This is a genomic window from Arcobacter sp. L (genome assembly GCF_000284235.1).
Classification (GTDB): Bacteria; Campylobacterota; Campylobacteria; order Campylobacterales; family Arcobacteraceae; genus Aliarcobacter; species Aliarcobacter defluvii.
The window spans coordinates 1,132,947-1,150,690 of sequence record NC_017192.1 but is presented as its reverse complement, the minus strand read 5'-3'; the positions used below and the strand labels follow the sequence as shown (position 1 = coordinate 1,150,690).

Below are 17,744 nucleotides of genomic sequence, written 5' to 3'. Positions count from 1 at the left end.
TTTTATTTTGATAATAATTCAATCTCTCTCAATAAAGCTTTTTTCTTTGCTAAATTTATTAAAGCATCTTTTGATTCTTCAAATGTTGCAACTTTTTCTGGAATAAATTTTTCTATATATAAAATTTGTGTTCCTAAATCTTTTAAAGTTACTTTTACTATCTCACCCTCTTTTTTCCCTTTTAAAGACTCTTTTATTTGAGGATTTAATTTATTTTCATCAACTAATGCCGTTAAACCATTGTTTTGCTTTGAAGCAACATCATTTGAAACTGATCTTACATATTTGATAAATGAATCTTTTTTTTCTTGTTTGTTTTTTATTTCATTTAGCATTTCAATAATTCTATCGGCATTTTTTTCATAAGAAACCAAAATATTTCTTAATTCATATTTTGCAACTGTTCTTGGTTTTTCTAATTTATAAAGTTCTTCTAACTCTTTTTGAGTTGGCTTATAACTTTGTATAAATTTATTCGACCAAATATCAACAATTGCTAAATTCTTTGCAACTTCTACATCAACATCATTTTTCATAACCGTAGCTTCTAAAGTTTTTGCTAAATTTCTAACTTTTGAATATTCTTTTGCTAAAGATTCTTTCATTTTAGGATTTTGTTTTTCATAATCAGCATGATATTTTATAGCTGAATATGAAGCTATTTCATTTGCATATATATTAATACTAAAAAAAGCTAAAAATATATATAGAGATATTTTCTTTACTATCATCATTTATCCTTAAATTAAATCTTTTTAGAAACTAATACCAAATGTTACTGTTCCTGAATATCCTTGGAATTTACCATCTTTACTTCTATCATAATCCATATCAAAAATTAAACTTGTAGAATCAGAAATTTTTGTTTCAACACCCAATCCAACGTTATACATAGTTTTATTAAGTTCACTTGTAGGAGTAACAAACTCTTTTCCTCCACCAATATATTGTGCTTTTATATCTGCGCTATTATCACCAAATGAGTTATACACACTTGCAGATAACTGAGGAATAATCAAAGTATCTTCTAACTCTATATTCGAAGTAAGTTTTGCTCCAACTTCAACTGTTCCTCTATTTAATTTTAAACTATCAACTTTTAAAGCATCATTTTGATAAGCTGTACCTTTTTCGGTATAACCTTTTTGATTTAATAAACTATACTCTAAAGAGGCAAATGGTGTTACTGAAATCCCATCATTAACAGGAATTGAATATCCTGTTTCTACTTTAGCTGAAATTTGATCAGCATCAACACTTGAAGTTAATTTTCCTGAATTTGCAGTTCTTGTCCCATCGGTTTTATGTTTTGCATAAGATAAATAACTATCAATATAAGCATTTTCAAAAGCTAAAGAAGAATAAAGTGTTGCTTGAATACTTGTTGTATCTGAACTATCAGAAGCAAGATTATCTTGATTTGTTTTTGTTGTAGAATATGCAACTGCTGCACCAAAAATTGTTCCTTCATTTGTAATTTTATCCATTCCGCCAACAAAACCATAAGTAGTTGTATCAAAACCATCGTATTCATTTACTTTATCTTGAGTTGCTTTTCCACCCATTGCTTTTAACCAAAATGATGTATCAAAACTATAATAATCTCCTGATGATAATCCCATTTTATAAATATTAGGAGTGAAATTATTCATTTCTGTTGTTCTAATATCTGATAATCTTCCTCTTATTGTTGTTATTGCTAAATTTGAAGCAGTTATAGAAGTTTGCATATTTGAATTATTTGCTGTTGGAGCAAGTAATCTTTGAGTATTTATCATCTCTTGTTTTTTCTCTGCTGATAATTGTGTTCCACCATCATATTTTTCCATATTTCTAACAATATCTGCTAAAGCTCCTGCTCTATCAGCTTCATTTGCATATCCAGCAAGTGATTGTGAAGCACCATTTGAATAATCTTTTCCTATTTCAGATTTTACAATATATAAATCTTCTGGATTAAATGAGCCTCCACTTGTTCTATCTGCATATAAAGTAAGATTTGTTCCATTTACTGTAACGATTGAATCTATAATACTATTATCCGTAACCAAACCATTATCTTCTGTTCCATAATAGTTTGAAATTAAATAATTTGATGTTGTAATAAGATTATATTGCCCTGCACCTTCCCAACTTCCTTCATAATCAATATTAATTTTTGAACTATTATCTATTGTTAAAGAAGAAGCTGTAATACTTCCAGAAGCACCATTTTCTACAGCTTGTCCCGCACTTAAATCTGTTGTATAAACTTTAAAATTTAAAGTTGAATCCTTACCTATATTTAATTCATCAGCTATTGAAATATCATTATTACTAACATTTAATGTTGAATTATCATTTAAAGTTAAATTTCCACCAAATGCTATATCATCTTTTATATTCACAGTTGTTTTATTTAAATTATTCCCAATTGTTGTATCTAAAGAATAAATATTATATCCAAGGTCTTGTGTATAAGTATCAGCTGATGTCCCATTTGAAGCAAAATAAACGCTATTAAGTTTAGAAGAAGATTCACCTATATCAGTGTATAAAGTCGTTGTTCCTTCAAAATTTACTGTTCCTTTTCCATCATTTTTTGTTCTTATTGATGTTGGTACACTTGAAACAATTATGGATTTTGAATCATCTACATTTACTATTCCATCTGCATCAAAGATTAAATCCCCATATAAATCACCTTCAAAATTTACAACTCCATTACCACTCACATGAAATGTAGTATCATTACTTTCTTCAACATACACATCATTTTTAAAAGTAACTATTTCGTTATTTGCTCCTGCATAAATTCTTTCAAAAGTTGAATTTCCAGTTGTATTTCCACCTAAAACACCATAAACAGTTGAAGTTCCATTAAAAGTTAAAGTTGCATCATTTGCATTTGTAAACTCTATTCCTGAACTTCCTGTTGTAAGATTTACATTATCTGCAATTTCTAAAGTTCCAGCATTTGAATTAAAATCTACATTTCCTATAAAACCTTCATTATTTGTATCATTATTACCTTTTAAGATAACTGTTCCATCAGAAGCATACTTTAAATTACTTGCATAAACCATATTATTAAATGTTACAGTTTCACCACTTGCTCCAGCAACTATACTTTCTAAATTTTTACTACTACTTCCCACAGTTCCAGTTACACTTGAACTTCCTTCAAATACTAAATTTCCAGTATTTGCATTATCCGTTGATATGATTAAACTATTTAATCCTGTATTTGTAATATTTGCATTATCTGCTAATGTTAAAGTTGCATTATTTCTTAAATTTATAATATCTGCAAAAATTTCTTTTCTTGCTAATAATCCATTTGAAGTTACTGTTCCATTACTATCTTTATCTTGTTCATCATTTGTATTAATATTTAACTCATTAATACCATAAAGTGCACTTCCAATAAGATCATCAACAACACCATCTCCACTAAAATTTAAAATTCCTGTATTATTTGCTAATGTTTCAACTGAACCTAAAATTCCTTTTCCATCAGCAATATTTACAACTGCATCATTTCCAGCAAAGTTTATATTTCCATCTAAATATCCATTTAAATTTGCTTTTCCATCTCCTGAAAATACTATATTTGAAGTTGTATTTCCAGAAATTGTATTAAAGTTAGTAATTCCTGAACCAAGATTTATAGTTATTGCATATACATCTTTTTCAAATGTTACAGTTTCCCCATCTGTTGCTGCGTTTATCTCTTTCAATTTATTCGCATCTGTTCCTACTGTTCCACTTACTGTTGAACTTCCTTCTAAAGTTAATGTTCCTATTGGAGTTGTACTATTTGTTACTATTGAAGAGTTTATATTTTTATTATCTGCTAAAACTACTGTTCCATCTGCGTTATATCTTATTGACGTCCCTTTATAATTCCCATCTAAATTTACTGTCCCTGTTCCTTCTACATCTAGGTTTGTTGCGTACACATCATCACTAAATGTTGAGTTTGAACTATTCGCTCCTGCGTTTATCTCTTTCAATTTATTCGCATCTGTTCCTACTGTTCCACTTACTGTTGAACTTCCTTCTAAAGTAAGTATTCCCATATTTGCATCTGCTGTTGTAATTGTCGATATAATATTACTTCCATCAGCTAAAACTAATGTTGAGCTATTTGTTGTTCCATTATTATTTAAAACTGTACTGTTTGCATATATATTTCCAGTTATTGTTGTAGTTGAATAGTTTGTTGAATTTCCACTTTCTCCAATATTTAAAGTTGAAATAAATGATCCAAAACTTCCTATATTTCCAGTAACAATTTGTGATTTTCCACTATTATCACCTATAAAACTTACAACGCCTTCATCACTCATATTTGCAACTATATTACTTGTTAAATCCGATTCAAATTTTATTTCTAAAGAATTAATATTTGTAGTTATTGCATATACATCTTTTTCAAATGTTACAGTTTTTCCAGTAATTCCATTAGCGTTTATCTCTTTCAATTTATTCGCATCTGTTCCTACTGTTCCACTTACTGTTGAACTTCCTTCTAAAGTTAATGTTCCTGTTGGAGTTGTACTACTATTATTTATTATTGACGAATTTATATTTTTATTATCTGCTAAAACTACTGTTCCATCTGCGTTATATCTTATTGATGTCCCTTTGTAATTCCCATCTAAATTTACTGTCCCTGTTCCTTCTACATCTAGGTTTGTTGCGTACACATCATCACTAAATGTTGAATTTGAACCATTCGCTCCTGCGTTTATCTCTTTCAATTTATTCGCATCTGTTCCTACTGTTCCACTTACTGTTGAACTTCCTTCTAAAGTTAATGTTCCTGTTGGAGTTGTACTACTATTATTTATTATTGACGAATTTATATTTTTATTATCTGCTAAAACTACTGTTCCATCTGCGTTATATCTTATTGATGTCCCTTTATAATTCCCATCTAAATTTACTGTCCCTGTTCCTTCTACATCTAGGTTTGTTGCGTACACATCATCACTAAATGTTGAATTTGAACCATTCGCTCCTGCGTTTATCTCTTTCAATTTATTCGCATCTGTTCCTACTGTTCCACTTACTGTTGAACTTCCTTCTAAAGTTAATGTTCCTGTTGGAGTTGTACTACTATTATTTATTATTGACGAATTTATATTTTTATTATCTGCTAAAACTACTGTTCCATCTGCGTTATATCTTATTGACGTCCCTTTATAATTCCCATCTAAATTTACTGTCCCTGTCCCTTCTACATCTAGGTTTGTTGCGTACACATCATCACTAAATGTTGAATTTGAACTATTCGCTCCTGCGTTTATCTCTTTCAATTTATTCGCATCTGTTCCTACTGTTCCACTTACTGTTGAACTTCCTTCTAAAGTTAATGTTCCTGTTGGAGTTGTACTACTATTATTTATTATTGACGAATTTATATTTTTATTATCTGCTAAAACTACTGTTCCATCTGCGTTATATCTTATTGATGTCCCTTTATAATTCCCATCTAAATTTACTGTCCCTGTTCCTTCTACATCTAGGTTTGTTGCGTACACATCATCACTAAATGTTGAGTTTGAACCATTCGCTCCTGCATTTATCTCTTTCAATTTATTTGCATCTGTTCCTACTGTTCCACTTACTGTTGAACTTCCTTCTAAAGTTAATGTTCCTGTTGGAGTTGTACTATTTGTTACTATTGAAGAGTTTATATTTTTATTATCTGCTAAAACTACTGTTCCATCTGCGTTATATCTTATTGATGTCCCTTTATAATTCCCATCTAAATTTACTGTCCCTGTTCCTTCTACATCTAGGTTTGTTGCGTACACATCATCACTAAATGTTGAGTTTGAACCATTCGCTCCTGCATTTATCTCTTTCAATTTATTTGCATCTGTTCCTACTGTTCCACTTACTGTTGAACTTCCTTCTAAAGTTAATGTTCCTGTTGGAGTTGTACTACTATTATTTATTATTGACGAATTTATATTTTTATTATCTGCTAAAACTACTGTTCCATCTGCGTTATATCTTATTGATGTCCCTTTATAATTCCCATCTAAATTTACTGTCCCTGTTCCTTCTACATCTAGGTTTGTTGCGTACACATCATCACTAAATGTTGAGTTTGAACCATTCGCTCCTGCATTTATCTCTTTCAATTTATTTGCATCTGTTCCTACTGTTCCACTTACTGTTGAACTTCCTTCTAAAGTTAATGTTCCTGTTGGAGTTGTACTACTATTATTTATTATTGACGAATTTATATTTTTATTATCTGCTAAAACTACTGTTCCATCTGCGTTATATCTTATTGATGTCCCTTTATAATTCCCATCTAAATTTACTGTCCCTGTTCCTTCTACATCTAGGTTTGTTGCGTACACATCATCACTAAATGTTGAGTTTGAACTATTCGCTCCTGCATTTATCTCTTTCAATTTATTTGCATCTGTTCCTACTTGTCCTGTTACAGTTTGTGTTCCACCAGATAATGTTAAAATACCCTTATTATCATGTGATGTTGTTATTGTTGAAGTTATGTTTTTATCATTTGAAAGTATCAAAGTTGAACTATTTGTTGTTGTATTATTTAAAATTGTACTATTTACAAATATATCTCCATTAACAGTTGTTGTTGAAATTGTAGTTAAATTACCAATACTTAAAGTATTTAAAAAATTTAAATTATTTCCTATATTTCCATTAATATTATTTATTCCTATTGTTGTTATATTTCCATCACCTGAATCAGTATTAGTAATATTTCCAGAAAAATTTGAATTTAAAATAATATCTCCATCTTGACTAAAATTCAAATTTCCTGTTCCTGAAGATAAAGAAACATCTCCAGCAAAAGTTGCTGTATTTGTAGTATCCATATCAATAGAACCTGCTGTAACTGCTCCATTAAAATTTACTGTTCCATTTATTTTTATGTTTCCATCTTCAATATTTGTTGAACCTGAAACGGTATTTGAACCATCAAAAATTAAATTTGCTGTATAACTATTTGATGAGATTGAACTTAAAGTTTGAGTAGGAATACCAGGAACATCAGTTATATAACTAGAAGGTATTATATTTGTACTATAAAAAGTTGTACTATTTTTTGAAATACTTCCTGAAGTAGCTCCAGTTGTAAAAGTTAAATTTAATTCCAAAGGAGAAAAGTCTTCTTTTCCTAAAAGGTATCTAGCGGGATAAGAAGGATTTGTTTCAGCAGCAGCAAATGATGGATCAGTATAAGAACTATTTGCCCAAGAAGTAGGTTTAAAAACTACTGGATTTGTATCATTTTCTGTTCTTGTACTAGATAAAACTCCACTATTTACAGCTTTTTCTACTGTAATTGGATTTGTTCCTCCAGATGGAGTTGTCGTAGAATCAGAAATAGTAGATTGTACATCAGTAAAATAATCAGTTGCATAACCACTTGTATTACCAAAAATCAAAGCACTACCTATTAAAGAAATAGATAGACTTAATCCTATTTTACCACCCTTTAAAATACGAAATCTCGTATCTATAACTCTAAATGATTTCATTTTATTAGAGTTCTCCCTTAAATATATTTATACAGCTTAATAATGGTATATATAATATCTAATTTTTTTAAAATATTTGATAAATATATTATTTCTTAGTTATAAAAAAAACTATTTATTTTTCTAAAATATCTCTCTATTCCATCAAAAGAGTGACTTCCTCCCTCTTCTATTATCAAATCTGTCTCTTCTAGTTTTAAAGCTGCTTCACTAAAATCTAAAACCTCATCCTCTTCTTGTAATAAAGTGATAAAATTTTGAGGATTTTTTATAAATTGTACTTCATAATTTTTTAATGATTTTATATGATTTGATGTGAATTCAAATCGTGAATTATCATAATAATTTGTAACAAATTCCACTCCTTCATATCTATGCAAAGTTCCCCAAGGATTAACTGCTGGATTTATTAAAACAGCTTTCAAATCATACTTATTTGCTAAATAAAGGGCATAAAATCCACCAAGAGAAGAACCTACTAGATAAACTGGCTCTTCTTTATTTAAAGAAAATTCTATTATTTGTTCTAATGTGTCAATTGCTAAATTTGGAATAGTAGGAAGAGAAATTGTTATTATTTCTTCTTCAAAATACTCTTTAAATTTTTGTGGTTTTGAACCAAAGCCCGAACTTGCAAATCCATGAATGTATATTATCATTTTATTTTCTTCCAATTTTTTTATTATATAATTATGCAATTTTACAATAAAAGGCTTGATAATGAAATTATTTTCAAAAATTATTTTCACTTCATCTTTTCTAGTTTTAAATCTGAATGCACAAGTTTTTTCAGTTTTTTTGGAAAATGATGTAATAAATGGAGACGACAAACACTATACAAATGGAACTTATTTGAGTTATTTAACAAACAAAGATACAAATAATTCTTCTAAATATAATAATAGTTTTTTTGACTTAATCTCTAAAATTCCAACTTTCAATAATGATACAAAATATCAAACTTTAGGTATGACTTATTCACATTATGCCTTTACACCAAGTGATATAGATAAAAAAGAAAAAATTATAGGTGATTTACCTTATGCAGGAGTTGCTACTCTTGATTTTATTTTATTCAAATGGGAAGAAGATTTTTTTCATGAATATACTATTACTTTAGGGGCAGTTGGACCTAGTACAAAAACTGACTCTTTTCAAAAATCTTTTCATAATACAATTGGTAGTACTGAACCACAAGGATGGGACAATCAATTAAAAGATGATTTTTTATATAACTTTTCCTACTCTTATGGTTATAGAGCATTAAAACATGAGTTTTCTTATGGAAAAATGGATTTAGTTAATACATTTAGAGCAAATGTTGGAAATTATAATAGATCTTTAATGGCTGGGACAATGATTAGATATGGTAATAACTTTCCAAATAATTTTAATAGTGTAGGAAAATTTATAGGTGTAAATGAAAATAAACTTTTAAATCTTGACTCTAAAACAAATAAAAATTTAGGTTGGTCACTATCTTATGGTTTAGGTTACTCTTATACAGATTATTTTTATGTGAATAATCATGACAAATCTTATGAACTAGATGAATTAAAAGATAGCTTAGTTCAAGTTATTTCATTGGATACTTATCTTGATAAATTTGTTTTATCATTTAGCTTTAAAACTTCAAAAATTAATTTATCAAAAGAGTACAACCAAAATGAAAATTGGGGAGGAATAAATATAGCTTATCTATTTTAGATAAGTTATATTTGATTTCTTAAAGCACTTCTTGATGCTTTATCAACAAGATTAAAAATAGTATCAATTTCATCTTTTAAACTATTTTTTTTATGTCCTTTTACTTTTATAAAAACTAAATCTAACTTATCAGATTTTTCAAAAAATAGTTTATATAATTCGTGATTATTTATTAATTTACCTTGAGATGATTTGTATTCATTTTTTTCTAATTTTTCTCTTCTATCTTTTAAGTTTATGATATTTTGGCAATCAGTATAAATTTCTATTAAAGAGTTTTTATTTTTTATTTCATCTAAAGCCCAAAGTAGAGTTTGTAGTTCAAGTTTTGTGGAACTTGTATTTTCAAATTTTTTTGTTTTGATAGTTTTTTTCAAATTCTCCAAAGATAAATTTTCATCTTCAATAATCAAAAAACTTCCAAAACCAATTTTTTCTTGTGGATTTACACTTGAATCAGTAAATAATTTTATATTTTTCATAAAAGATAATACAATCTTTTATATTACAAAGTGTCATATTTTATAAAGCACATAAAAAATTTGATTATAATTGCGCTTATGTTTAGAAGGATAAAAAATGGCTAAGAAAAAAATAACACTTTTTGAATGTCAACATTGTGGAGAACAATCTACAAAATGGCTTGGAAAATGTCCAAATTGTGGCTCATGGGACAGTTTTATTGAATTAAACCAAGAACAACAAGAAGTTTTAAAACACTCTTCAAAAATTATAAATACAACATCAAAAGCAAAACCAATAACCCAAATAGAACAAGATGATGTTACAAGATTTTCTTCTTTTAACTATGAATTTGACTTAGTTTTAGGAGGAGGAATAGTTCCAGGAAGTTTAACTTTAATTGGTGGAAGCCCAGGAGTTGGAAAATCAACACTATTACTAAAAGTTGCTGGAAGTATCGCAAAATCTGGGAAAAAAGTTCTTTATGTATCAGGAGAAGAGAGTGCTGGTCAAATAAAACTACGAGCAAATAGACTTGAAGCAAATCATGATGAACTCTTTTTATTAAGCGAAATAAAACTTGAAGAGATACAAGATGAACTTTTAAGAGAAAATTATGAAGTTTGTATTATAGATTCTATTCAAACTATCTATTCTTCAAATCTAACAAGCGCACCAGGAAGTGTTTCACAAGTTCGAGAAATAACATTTGAACTAATGAGAAAAGCAAAAGAATCAAATATTGCTATGTTTATTATTGGTCATATTACAAAAGATGGAAGTATTGCAGGTCCTAGAGTTTTAGAACATATGGTTGATACTGTTTTATACTTTGAAGGAGAAGCTAGTAGAGAATTGCGAATGCTTCGAGGTTTTAAAAATCGTTTTGGAAGTACTAGCGAAATTGGTATTTTTGAAATGACAGCAGAAGGACTTATTAGTGCAAAAGATATAGCTTCAAAATTTTTTGATAAGAATAAATCCCAAAGTGGTTCAGCTTTAACTGTAACAATGGAAGGAAGTCGTGCAATTATCCTTGAAGTTCAAGCACTTGTGACAGAAAGTACTTATCCAAATCCAAAAAGAAGTGCAACTGGTTTTGATGCAAATAGACTTACTATGCTTCTTGCACTTTTAGAGAAAAAAATAGATTTACCACTAAATAATTATGATGTATTTATAAACATAAGTGGTGGAATAAAAATCAAAGAGAGTTCAGCTGACTTAGCTGTAATTGCTGCTATTATTTCATCATTTAGGGATAGACCTATTTCAAAAGAGTCTGCTTTTATCGGGGAAGTTTCACTTACAGGTGAAATAAAAGATGTTTATTCTATTGATTTAAGATTAAAAGAAGCACAAGCTCAAGGTATAAAAAAAGCTGTTATTGCTCAAAAAACAAATTTAAAACTTGATATTAAGACTTTTGCAGTTGATGAAGTCTCTAAAATGATAGAATTATTTTAGAATTTATGTCTCAAAAATGATAAAACTATTTTAAGGAATAAAATGATTGATTTAGATAATGGAACAGAATTTGAAATAGATATTTTAAGTTTAGAAAATATCGCAAAAACACTAACAAAAAAAGATATTGAACTTCTTGTTGTAAAAAATGATGAAATTAAAGAATTAAATAAAGAACATAGAAATATAGATAAAGCAACTGATGTTTTAAGTTTTCCTATGGATTTTGAAATGCCAAATATGCCTTTAGGTTCTATTGTAATTTCAACAGATTTTGTAGAAGAAAAATCAAAAGAGTATGGACATAGTTTTAATGAAGAATTATCACTTTTATTTATTCATGGAATATTGCATCTTTTAGGTTATGACCATGAAGTTGATCAAGGTGAACATAGAGCAAAAGAAGAAGAGTTAATAAAAGAGTTTAATTTACCTGACAGTTTAATAGTAAGAAATTCTTAATAAAATAGCCTAGTTACAACTAGACTATTTTGAACAATGAGGACAAAGTCCACTTAAAACAATACTTGTTGAGTCAATTTTGAACGAACTCAATTTATTTGCTTGTTCTTGAATACTTGATGCATCAAGCATAATATCTTCGATATAACCACAAGAAGAACAAACTAAATGTGCATGTTCAGTTTTTACCAATTCATAAACAGATTTTGAATTTGGCAACTTAACTTCTGATAGAAAAACTTTTTCAACCATTGCATTAATATTTTTATAAATAGTTGCTAATGATACTGAAGGGAACTTAGATAATAGTTTTTTGTATAAATCATCAATGTTCATATGACCATTTTTATAAAGTTCTTCAACGATTGCTACTCTTTGAGGAGTAACTTTTAAATCATATTCTTTTAATAAATTCGTATAATTTGTCATAAATTCTTCCTTTCGCGGAATCATACTACTTTAATATTTATTTCCACATAAATTATATAGCTTTTTAGAGATATTTTTTCAAAGATTCTCTATGCTGTTATTATAGCATAAATTTTACTATTGGAAAATAATTTTCTTTTAAGTTTTAATATTTTATAATTCTCAAATAATAAATATTATCCTTTAATAAAATTAATTATTAAAGTTTTATTTATATAATGTTATAATAAAAAGACTAAAAAAATAAAGGGAAAAAAATGAAACAATACGAAACTTATAAATGTAATAAATGTGGCAATGAAGTAGAAGTGCAAAATGTTGGTGGAGGAACTTTACACTGCTGTGGTCAAGAAATGGAAATGATTACAACAAATTTAACAGCTGTTAATTTGATGAAAGCATTTGCAGGTGAATCAATGGCAAGAAATAAATATGATTTATATGGTGATATTGCTTACGAACAAGGGTATCATAGAATTGCAAAGTTTTTCCATGAAGCTGCAGTTAATGAAAAATATCATGCACGTGCAGAATACAAAGCTTACAATAAATTGGTAAACGATTATGAACTTGATTCAACTGCTAAAAATATCATAACAGCAGCAGATGGAGAACAATATGAGCATGAAGAAATGTATCCAAATTTTGAAGCAATAGCAAAAGAAGAAGGATTAAAAGAGATTGCAAGATTATTTAAAGCTATTGGAAAAGTTGAAGTTGAACACGAAAAAGAGTATAGAGAACTTTTACAAGCTTTAGAAGATGAAGGTTTCTTTGAATCAGAAGAGGAAGAAGAGTGGGTTTGTGAAGTATGTGGACATGTTCATAGAGGTAAAAAACCACCAAAAGAGTGTCCTTTATGTAGAGTTGAAAAAGAGTACTTCAAGAAAAAATCTAAAGATGTAACTGTTGGATAAAATCTAAATTAGGTAAAACTTCTTAAAGTTTTACCTCTTAAAAATAATATCTTCGATAAGATTACATACAAAATTATCGGAGTTTGTTTCTTGCTTAAATTTTTTATTTTTTTTATTTTTCTTATCTCTTTAAATGCTGATAATTTAAAAATTGCAACTTACAATGTAGAAAATTTATTTGATTTAAAAAATGATAATGATGAATATACTGAGTTTATCCCCAATGGAAAATCCCAATGGAATCAAAGAAATTTCAATATAAAACTTAATAATCTTATACAAGTGTTAGAAGATTTAGATGCAGATATCATTGCACTTCAAGAAGTTGAAAATAGAGATTTAATGATTCTTTTACAAAAAAAACTTCCAAAATATAAATATTACTCTTTTGTAAAATATTCTAATTCAGCAATAGGATTGGGATTTTTATCAAAAGTCAAAATAGAAAACACAAAACATATTGATGTAAAATTTAGAACAAGAGTTTTTAGACCAATACTTGAAACAACTTTTGTTTATGAAAATATTGAATTTAAAGTTTTTAATAATCATTGGCCTTCAAAAGCTGTTGGAGAAAGTTATAGAGTTAAATATGCTAAAACTTTACAAGATAGAGTAAAAGATATAGAAAAAGATTATGATTACATTTTATTAGGTGATTTTAACTCTGATTATGATGAATTTGAAACTTTTAAAAGAAGTCAAAAATTAAATAATACTTCAGGAATAACAGGAATAAATCAAGTATTAAATACAACCTTAGATGATAAATTTATTACATATTCTAATATTTTAAAAGAAGAGAAAAGAGTTCATTATAATTTATGGTTAGATTTAAATCCAAGTGAAAGATTTTCAACAAAATTTAAAAATCAAAATAACACTCCTGATAGTATACTTGTTCCTCCTGCTTTATTTGATAATAAAAAACTTTCATATATACCAAAATCTTTTTATGTTTTTAAACCAACTTATTTATATGAAAATGGTCAAATAAACAGATGGAAAATGAGTGATGATAGATTTCTAAAAATTCACAAAGGAAAAGGTTATTCAGACCATCTTCCTATTATTGCCCAATTTTCTATAAAAAAAGATGATAGAAATATTATAAAGAAAATAGAAAAGAATAAAGAAGAAATAAAAACCATAGAAGATTTATATAAAGAAGAAAAATTAACTAAGCCAATTTTTTTAGATAATGTTGTTGTTATTTATCAAGATGAAGATAAGGCTATAGTAAAAAGAGAAAATGATAGAGCAATTTATATCTATAAAAACGCTCAAAATCTAAAAGTTGGTTTTTCATACAATATTCAAGTAAATCAAATAAATACATATTTTGGCTTAAAAGAGATAAAAGATTTTATTGTTGAAGAAGAAAAAAATTTCATTGATTATAAATCACTATTTTTAGATACTTCTAATATAAATATTTTTGATTTTAAGTATGAAAATGAAATTATAAAAAATCTAAAAGGTACTGTTAAAAATTCAAGGCTTTATTTAGATGAAAACAAATATATAAAACTTTATGCAAAAAATAGAGATTTACTTCCTAAAAATGGAGATAAAATCACTATTTTAAATGCTCATCTAGCTTCATACAGAGGAAATATGCAAATTATAATTCATAAAAAAACTGATTACAAAGTAGGAAATTAATGTTAATTAAATCAATTTTTACAAATAGTTCAGGTATTTTAGTTTCAAGGATTTTAGGTTTTGTAAGAGATTTACTAACTGCTTCCATTTTAGGAGCAAATATCTATTCTGATATCTTTTTTATTGCTTTTAAATTACCAAATTTATTTAGAAGTATTTTTGCTGACGGAGCTTTTACTCAAGCTTTTATTCCTTCTTATGCAAAATCAAAACATAAAATCAGATTTTCATCAGTTGTTTTTTTACAATTATTTGGATTCTTAATCATATTATCTTTGATTGTAACTATGTTTTCTCATATTGTTGCAAAAGCCTTTGCGATTGGTTTTTCAAAAGAAACAGTTGATTTAGCTGCTCCACTATTTGCAATAAACTTTTACTATTTGCCAATTATTTTCACAGTTACATTTATGGCTGCGCTTTTACAATACAAACACCATTTTGCAACAAGTGCATATTCAACTGCGCTTTTAAATCTTGGAATGATTGCTGCACTATTAATTTCTAAAAATATGGATAAATATGAAATTACTTTTTATTTATCTTATGGGGTTATCATTGGAGGAATTTTACAAATTATTGTTCATTTGATTGCAGTTAAAAGAGCAAACTTATGTAAAATCTTTCACTTTAAAAAGCATAAGAAAAAAGAAGAAACAAAATTTTATAAAAACTTTTTTTCTGCAACATTAGGTTCATCAACTATGCATCTTTCAGCTTTTATTGATACTTGGTTAGCCTCTTTTTTAATAAGTGGTTCTATTTCATACCTTTATTATGCAAATAGAGTTTTCCAGCTTCCTTTAGCTATTTTTGCAATTGCAACTTCAATTGCCCTATTTCCAATGGTAGCACGTGCAATAAAAAATAAAGATGAAAATAGAGCTTTACATCTAATGAAAAAATCATCTATTATTTTATTTGCCGTTTTATTCTTTTCTATGTTAATTGGAATTGTATTTAATGAATTTATTATTAAACTTCTTTTTGAAAGAGGAGCATTTACAGCAAATGACACACAAAATACAGCGTTAATATTAACTATGTATCTTATTGGTCTTTTACCTTTTGGTTTAGCAAAAATTTTCTCACTTTGGTTATATTCAAACGAACAACAATTTTTAAGTGCAAAAATATCAATGAAAAGTTTAGCTTGGAATATTATTTTTTCTTTAATATTAATCAAACCATTTGGAGCTGCTGGTCTTGCCTTTGCAAGTACATTAAGTGGATTTATTTTATTTTTTCTAACTATTAAAGCTTTTGGTTTTGATAAATTTATAAAAATGTTCAAAAAATAGATTACTATTTTTTAACATTCTAAATTTAGTTATATTTAGCAAGATTAAGCTATAATAAAAGCTTTACATACAATTATACTAGGATTTCTATGAAAGACTTTTTCAAACAATATATTCCATATTACAAAAATTATAAATTAGAATTTTTTTATTCATTAATAGGGATAATTTTAGTTGCAAGTTCAACAGCAGGAACTGCTTATGCAATTCAACCTTTATTAGATGAAATTTTTATTAATAAAGATGAAAAAATGCTTTATATGATGCCTTTATTTGTTGTTATATTATACACAGCTAAAGGGTTTGGACGATATATTCAAGCTTATTATATTTCATATATTGGTCAAGATATTACTAGAATTGTAAGAGATAAACTATTTTCACACGTTTTGACTTTAGATATGGATTTTTTTCAAAAAATTCATGGAGGAGAACTTGTAAGTAGAATTACAAATGATATAAATAGAATTCAAAGAGCCGTATCAAATAGTATTGCAGAATTTATCAGAGAAAGTTTAACTGTTGTTGGATTAATTGGACTTGTAATTTATCACTCTCCTGAATTGGCATTTTACGGTTTAGTTGTTTTACCACTTGCCATTTATCCATTATCAATTCTTGCAAAAAAAATGAAAAAACTATCTTTCAAATCTCAAGAAAGTAACTCAGATATTACTACAAGTCTAAACGAATCTTTTAATAATATTGAAATAATTAAAGCAAATTCAACTGAAAAAATAGAGATGACAAAGTTTTCAGTTCATAATATGATATTTTTTAAATACAATATGAAATCAGTTAGAACAAATGAACTAACTTCACCTGTAATGGAAATTATTGGAGCATTTGCATTTGCAGCAGTAATTTTAGTGGGTGGTTCAAAAGTAATTTCAGGAGAATTAACAACTGGAACATTTAGTTCATTTATAGCTGCTTTATTTATGTTATACACTCCCATTAAAAAAATATCAAGTCTTTATAATAGTATGCAAGATGCAATTGCAGCAAATGAAAGAATCAATGATATGTTCTCAAAAAAACCAACAATTATATCAGGAACTATCAAAGCACCAAAAGATATCAATGAGATTAAATTTGAAAATGTAGAACTAAAATATGAAGATTTTACTGCTTTAAAAAATATAAATCTAAATGCAACAAAAGGTGAAATTGTTGCACTTGTAGGAGATAGTGGTGGTGGAAAATCATCACTTATAAATTTAATAATTAGATTTTATGATGTAACTAAAGGAAATTTACTGATAAATGGAATTTCAATTAAAGATTTTGATACCAAATCTTTAAGGGAAAATATTTCAATTGTTACACAAAGAGTATATATTTTTAATGATACAATAGCAGCTAATATCGCTTATGGTCATGAAATTGATGAAGTTAGAGTTATTGAAGTTTTAAAACAAGCTCATGCTTACGATTTTGTTATGGCAATGAAAAAAGGTATTCACACAATTTTAGATGAGTTTGGAACAAATCTAAGTGGAGGACAAAGACAAAGAATTGCAATAGCAAGAGCTTTATATAAAAATCCAAAAATTTTAATTTTGGATGAAGCAACTTCAGCACTTGATAATAAAAGTGAATCAATTATTAGTGAAGTAATTCACGAAGTAAGTCAAAATAAAATAACATTTATAATAGCACATAGATTAAGTACAATAAAAAATGCAAATAAAATTGCTGTATTTAAAAATGGTGAAATTGTTTCTATTGGAACAGAAAATGAACTATTAAATTCTTCTAATGAGTATCAAAGATTGTATAATTCAGCTAATATTTGATGATTTTTGGAT

At 27.3% G+C, this 17,744-nt stretch carries 12 protein-coding genes; 7 read left to right on the top strand and 5 right to left on the bottom strand.

Annotated features, from left to right (window positions below; all coding sequences use genetic code 11):
- Window positions 1-2 precede the first annotated feature (2 nt).
- From ABLL_RS05725 to ABLL_RS05715, 3 genes are all read right to left on the bottom strand, one after another.
- Entirely contained in the window at window positions 3-731 is a 729-nt protein-coding gene (locus ABLL_RS05725; RefSeq protein WP_014473831.1) for a peptidylprolyl isomerase, read from the bottom strand.
- 24 nt (window positions 732-755) lie between these two features.
- Entirely contained in the window at window positions 756-7,523 is a 6,768-nt protein-coding gene (locus tag ABLL_RS05720) for an autotransporter domain-containing protein (protein WP_014473830.1), read from the bottom strand.
- Between the two features lie 95 nt (window positions 7,524-7,618).
- Complete coding sequence (locus ABLL_RS05715; protein WP_014473829.1) at window positions 7,619-8,182, bottom strand: YqiA/YcfP family alpha/beta fold hydrolase; 564 nt, start codon at window positions 8,180-8,182, stop codon at window positions 7,619-7,621.
- 61 nt (window positions 8,183-8,243) lie between these two features.
- Between ABLL_RS05715 and ABLL_RS05710 the strand changes: the two genes are divergently transcribed.
- Window positions 8,244-9,230, top strand: a complete 987-nt coding sequence (locus ABLL_RS05710; protein ID WP_014473828.1) for a lipid A deacylase LpxR family protein — start codon at window positions 8,244-8,246, stop codon at window positions 9,228-9,230.
- Window positions 9,231-9,235: 5 nt separating this feature from the next.
- On the opposite strand, the gene ABLL_RS05705 is transcribed toward ABLL_RS05710, so the two are convergent.
- Window positions 9,236-9,712, bottom strand: coding sequence for a ribonuclease HI (locus tag ABLL_RS05705; protein WP_014473827.1), 477 nt, complete (start codon window positions 9,710-9,712; stop codon window positions 9,236-9,238).
- Between the two features lie 97 nt (window positions 9,713-9,809).
- Between ABLL_RS05705 and radA the strand changes: the two genes are divergently transcribed.
- Entirely contained in the window at window positions 9,810-11,159 is a 1,350-nt protein-coding gene (gene radA / locus ABLL_RS05700; RefSeq protein ID WP_014473826.1) for a DNA repair protein RadA, read from the top strand.
- A gap of 42 nt (window positions 11,160-11,201) precedes the next feature.
- The gene (ybeY, locus tag ABLL_RS05695) at window positions 11,202-11,621 is read left to right on the top strand and encodes an rRNA maturation RNase YbeY (protein ID WP_014473825.1); all 420 of its coding nucleotides are present in this window, start codon (window positions 11,202-11,204) and stop codon (window positions 11,619-11,621) included.
- Between the two features lie 24 nt (window positions 11,622-11,645).
- Here the strand turns inward: ybeY and ABLL_RS05690 are convergent, their stop codons facing one another.
- Window positions 11,646-12,050: a Fur family transcriptional regulator gene (locus ABLL_RS05690; protein WP_014473824.1), complete on the bottom strand. Its 405-nt coding sequence runs from the start codon at window positions 12,048-12,050 to the stop codon at window positions 11,646-11,648.
- Window positions 12,051-12,307: 257 nt separating this feature from the next.
- Between ABLL_RS05690 and ABLL_RS05685 the strand changes: the two genes are divergently transcribed.
- From ABLL_RS05685 to ABLL_RS05670, 4 genes are all read left to right on the top strand, one after another.
- A complete protein-coding gene (locus ABLL_RS05685) occupies window positions 12,308-12,967 on the top strand; it encodes a ferritin family protein (RefSeq protein WP_014473823.1) in 660 nt (219 codons plus the stop codon).
- Window positions 12,968-13,057: 90 nt separating this feature from the next.
- Window positions 13,058-14,632 (top strand): endonuclease/exonuclease/phosphatase family protein, encoded by a 1,575-nt coding sequence (locus ABLL_RS05680; protein ID WP_014473822.1) that lies wholly within the window; start codon window positions 13,058-13,060, stop codon window positions 14,630-14,632.
- Complete coding sequence (murJ, locus tag ABLL_RS05675) at window positions 14,632-15,933, top strand: murein biosynthesis integral membrane protein MurJ (protein WP_014473821.1); 1,302 nt, start codon at window positions 14,632-14,634, stop codon at window positions 15,931-15,933. The genes ABLL_RS05680 and murJ overlap by 1 nt, the downstream gene beginning before the upstream one ends.
- Before the next feature lie 89 nt (window positions 15,934-16,022).
- Complete coding sequence (locus ABLL_RS05670) at window positions 16,023-17,732, top strand: ABC transporter ATP-binding protein (RefSeq protein WP_014473820.1); 1,710 nt, start codon at window positions 16,023-16,025, stop codon at window positions 17,730-17,732.
- The last annotated feature ends 12 nt before the right edge of the window (window positions 17,733-17,744 follow it).

Coding starts and splice junctions, on each gene's coding strand:
- ABLL_RS05725 (WP_014473831.1), bottom strand. CDS start 731: ATGATAGTAAAGAAAATATCTCTATATATATTTTTAGCTTTTTTTAGT.
- ABLL_RS05705 (WP_014473827.1), bottom strand. CDS start 9,712: ATGAAAAATATAAAATTATTTACTGATTCAAGTGTAAATCCACAAGAA.
- ABLL_RS05690 (WP_014473824.1), bottom strand. CDS start 12,050: ATGACAAATTATACGAATTTATTAAAAGAATATGATTTAAAAGTTACT.
- ABLL_RS05710 (WP_014473828.1), top strand. CDS start 8,244: ATGAAATTATTTTCAAAAATTATTTTCACTTCATCTTTTCTAGTTTTA.
- ABLL_RS05715 (WP_014473829.1), bottom strand. CDS start 8,182: ATGATAATATACATTCATGGATTTGCAAGTTCGGGCTTTGGTTCAAAA.
- radA (WP_014473826.1), top strand. CDS start 9,810: ATGGCTAAGAAAAAAATAACACTTTTTGAATGTCAACATTGTGGAGAA.
- ybeY (WP_014473825.1), top strand. CDS start 11,202: ATGATTGATTTAGATAATGGAACAGAATTTGAAATAGATATTTTAAGT.
- ABLL_RS05685 (WP_014473823.1), top strand. CDS start 12,308: ATGAAACAATACGAAACTTATAAATGTAATAAATGTGGCAATGAAGTA.
- ABLL_RS05670 (WP_014473820.1), top strand. CDS start 16,023: ATGAAAGACTTTTTCAAACAATATATTCCATATTACAAAAATTATAAA.
- ABLL_RS05720 (WP_014473830.1), bottom strand. CDS start 7,523: ATGAAATCATTTAGAGTTATAGATACGAGATTTCGTATTTTAAAGGGT.
- murJ (WP_014473821.1), top strand. CDS start 14,632: ATGTTAATTAAATCAATTTTTACAAATAGTTCAGGTATTTTAGTTTCA.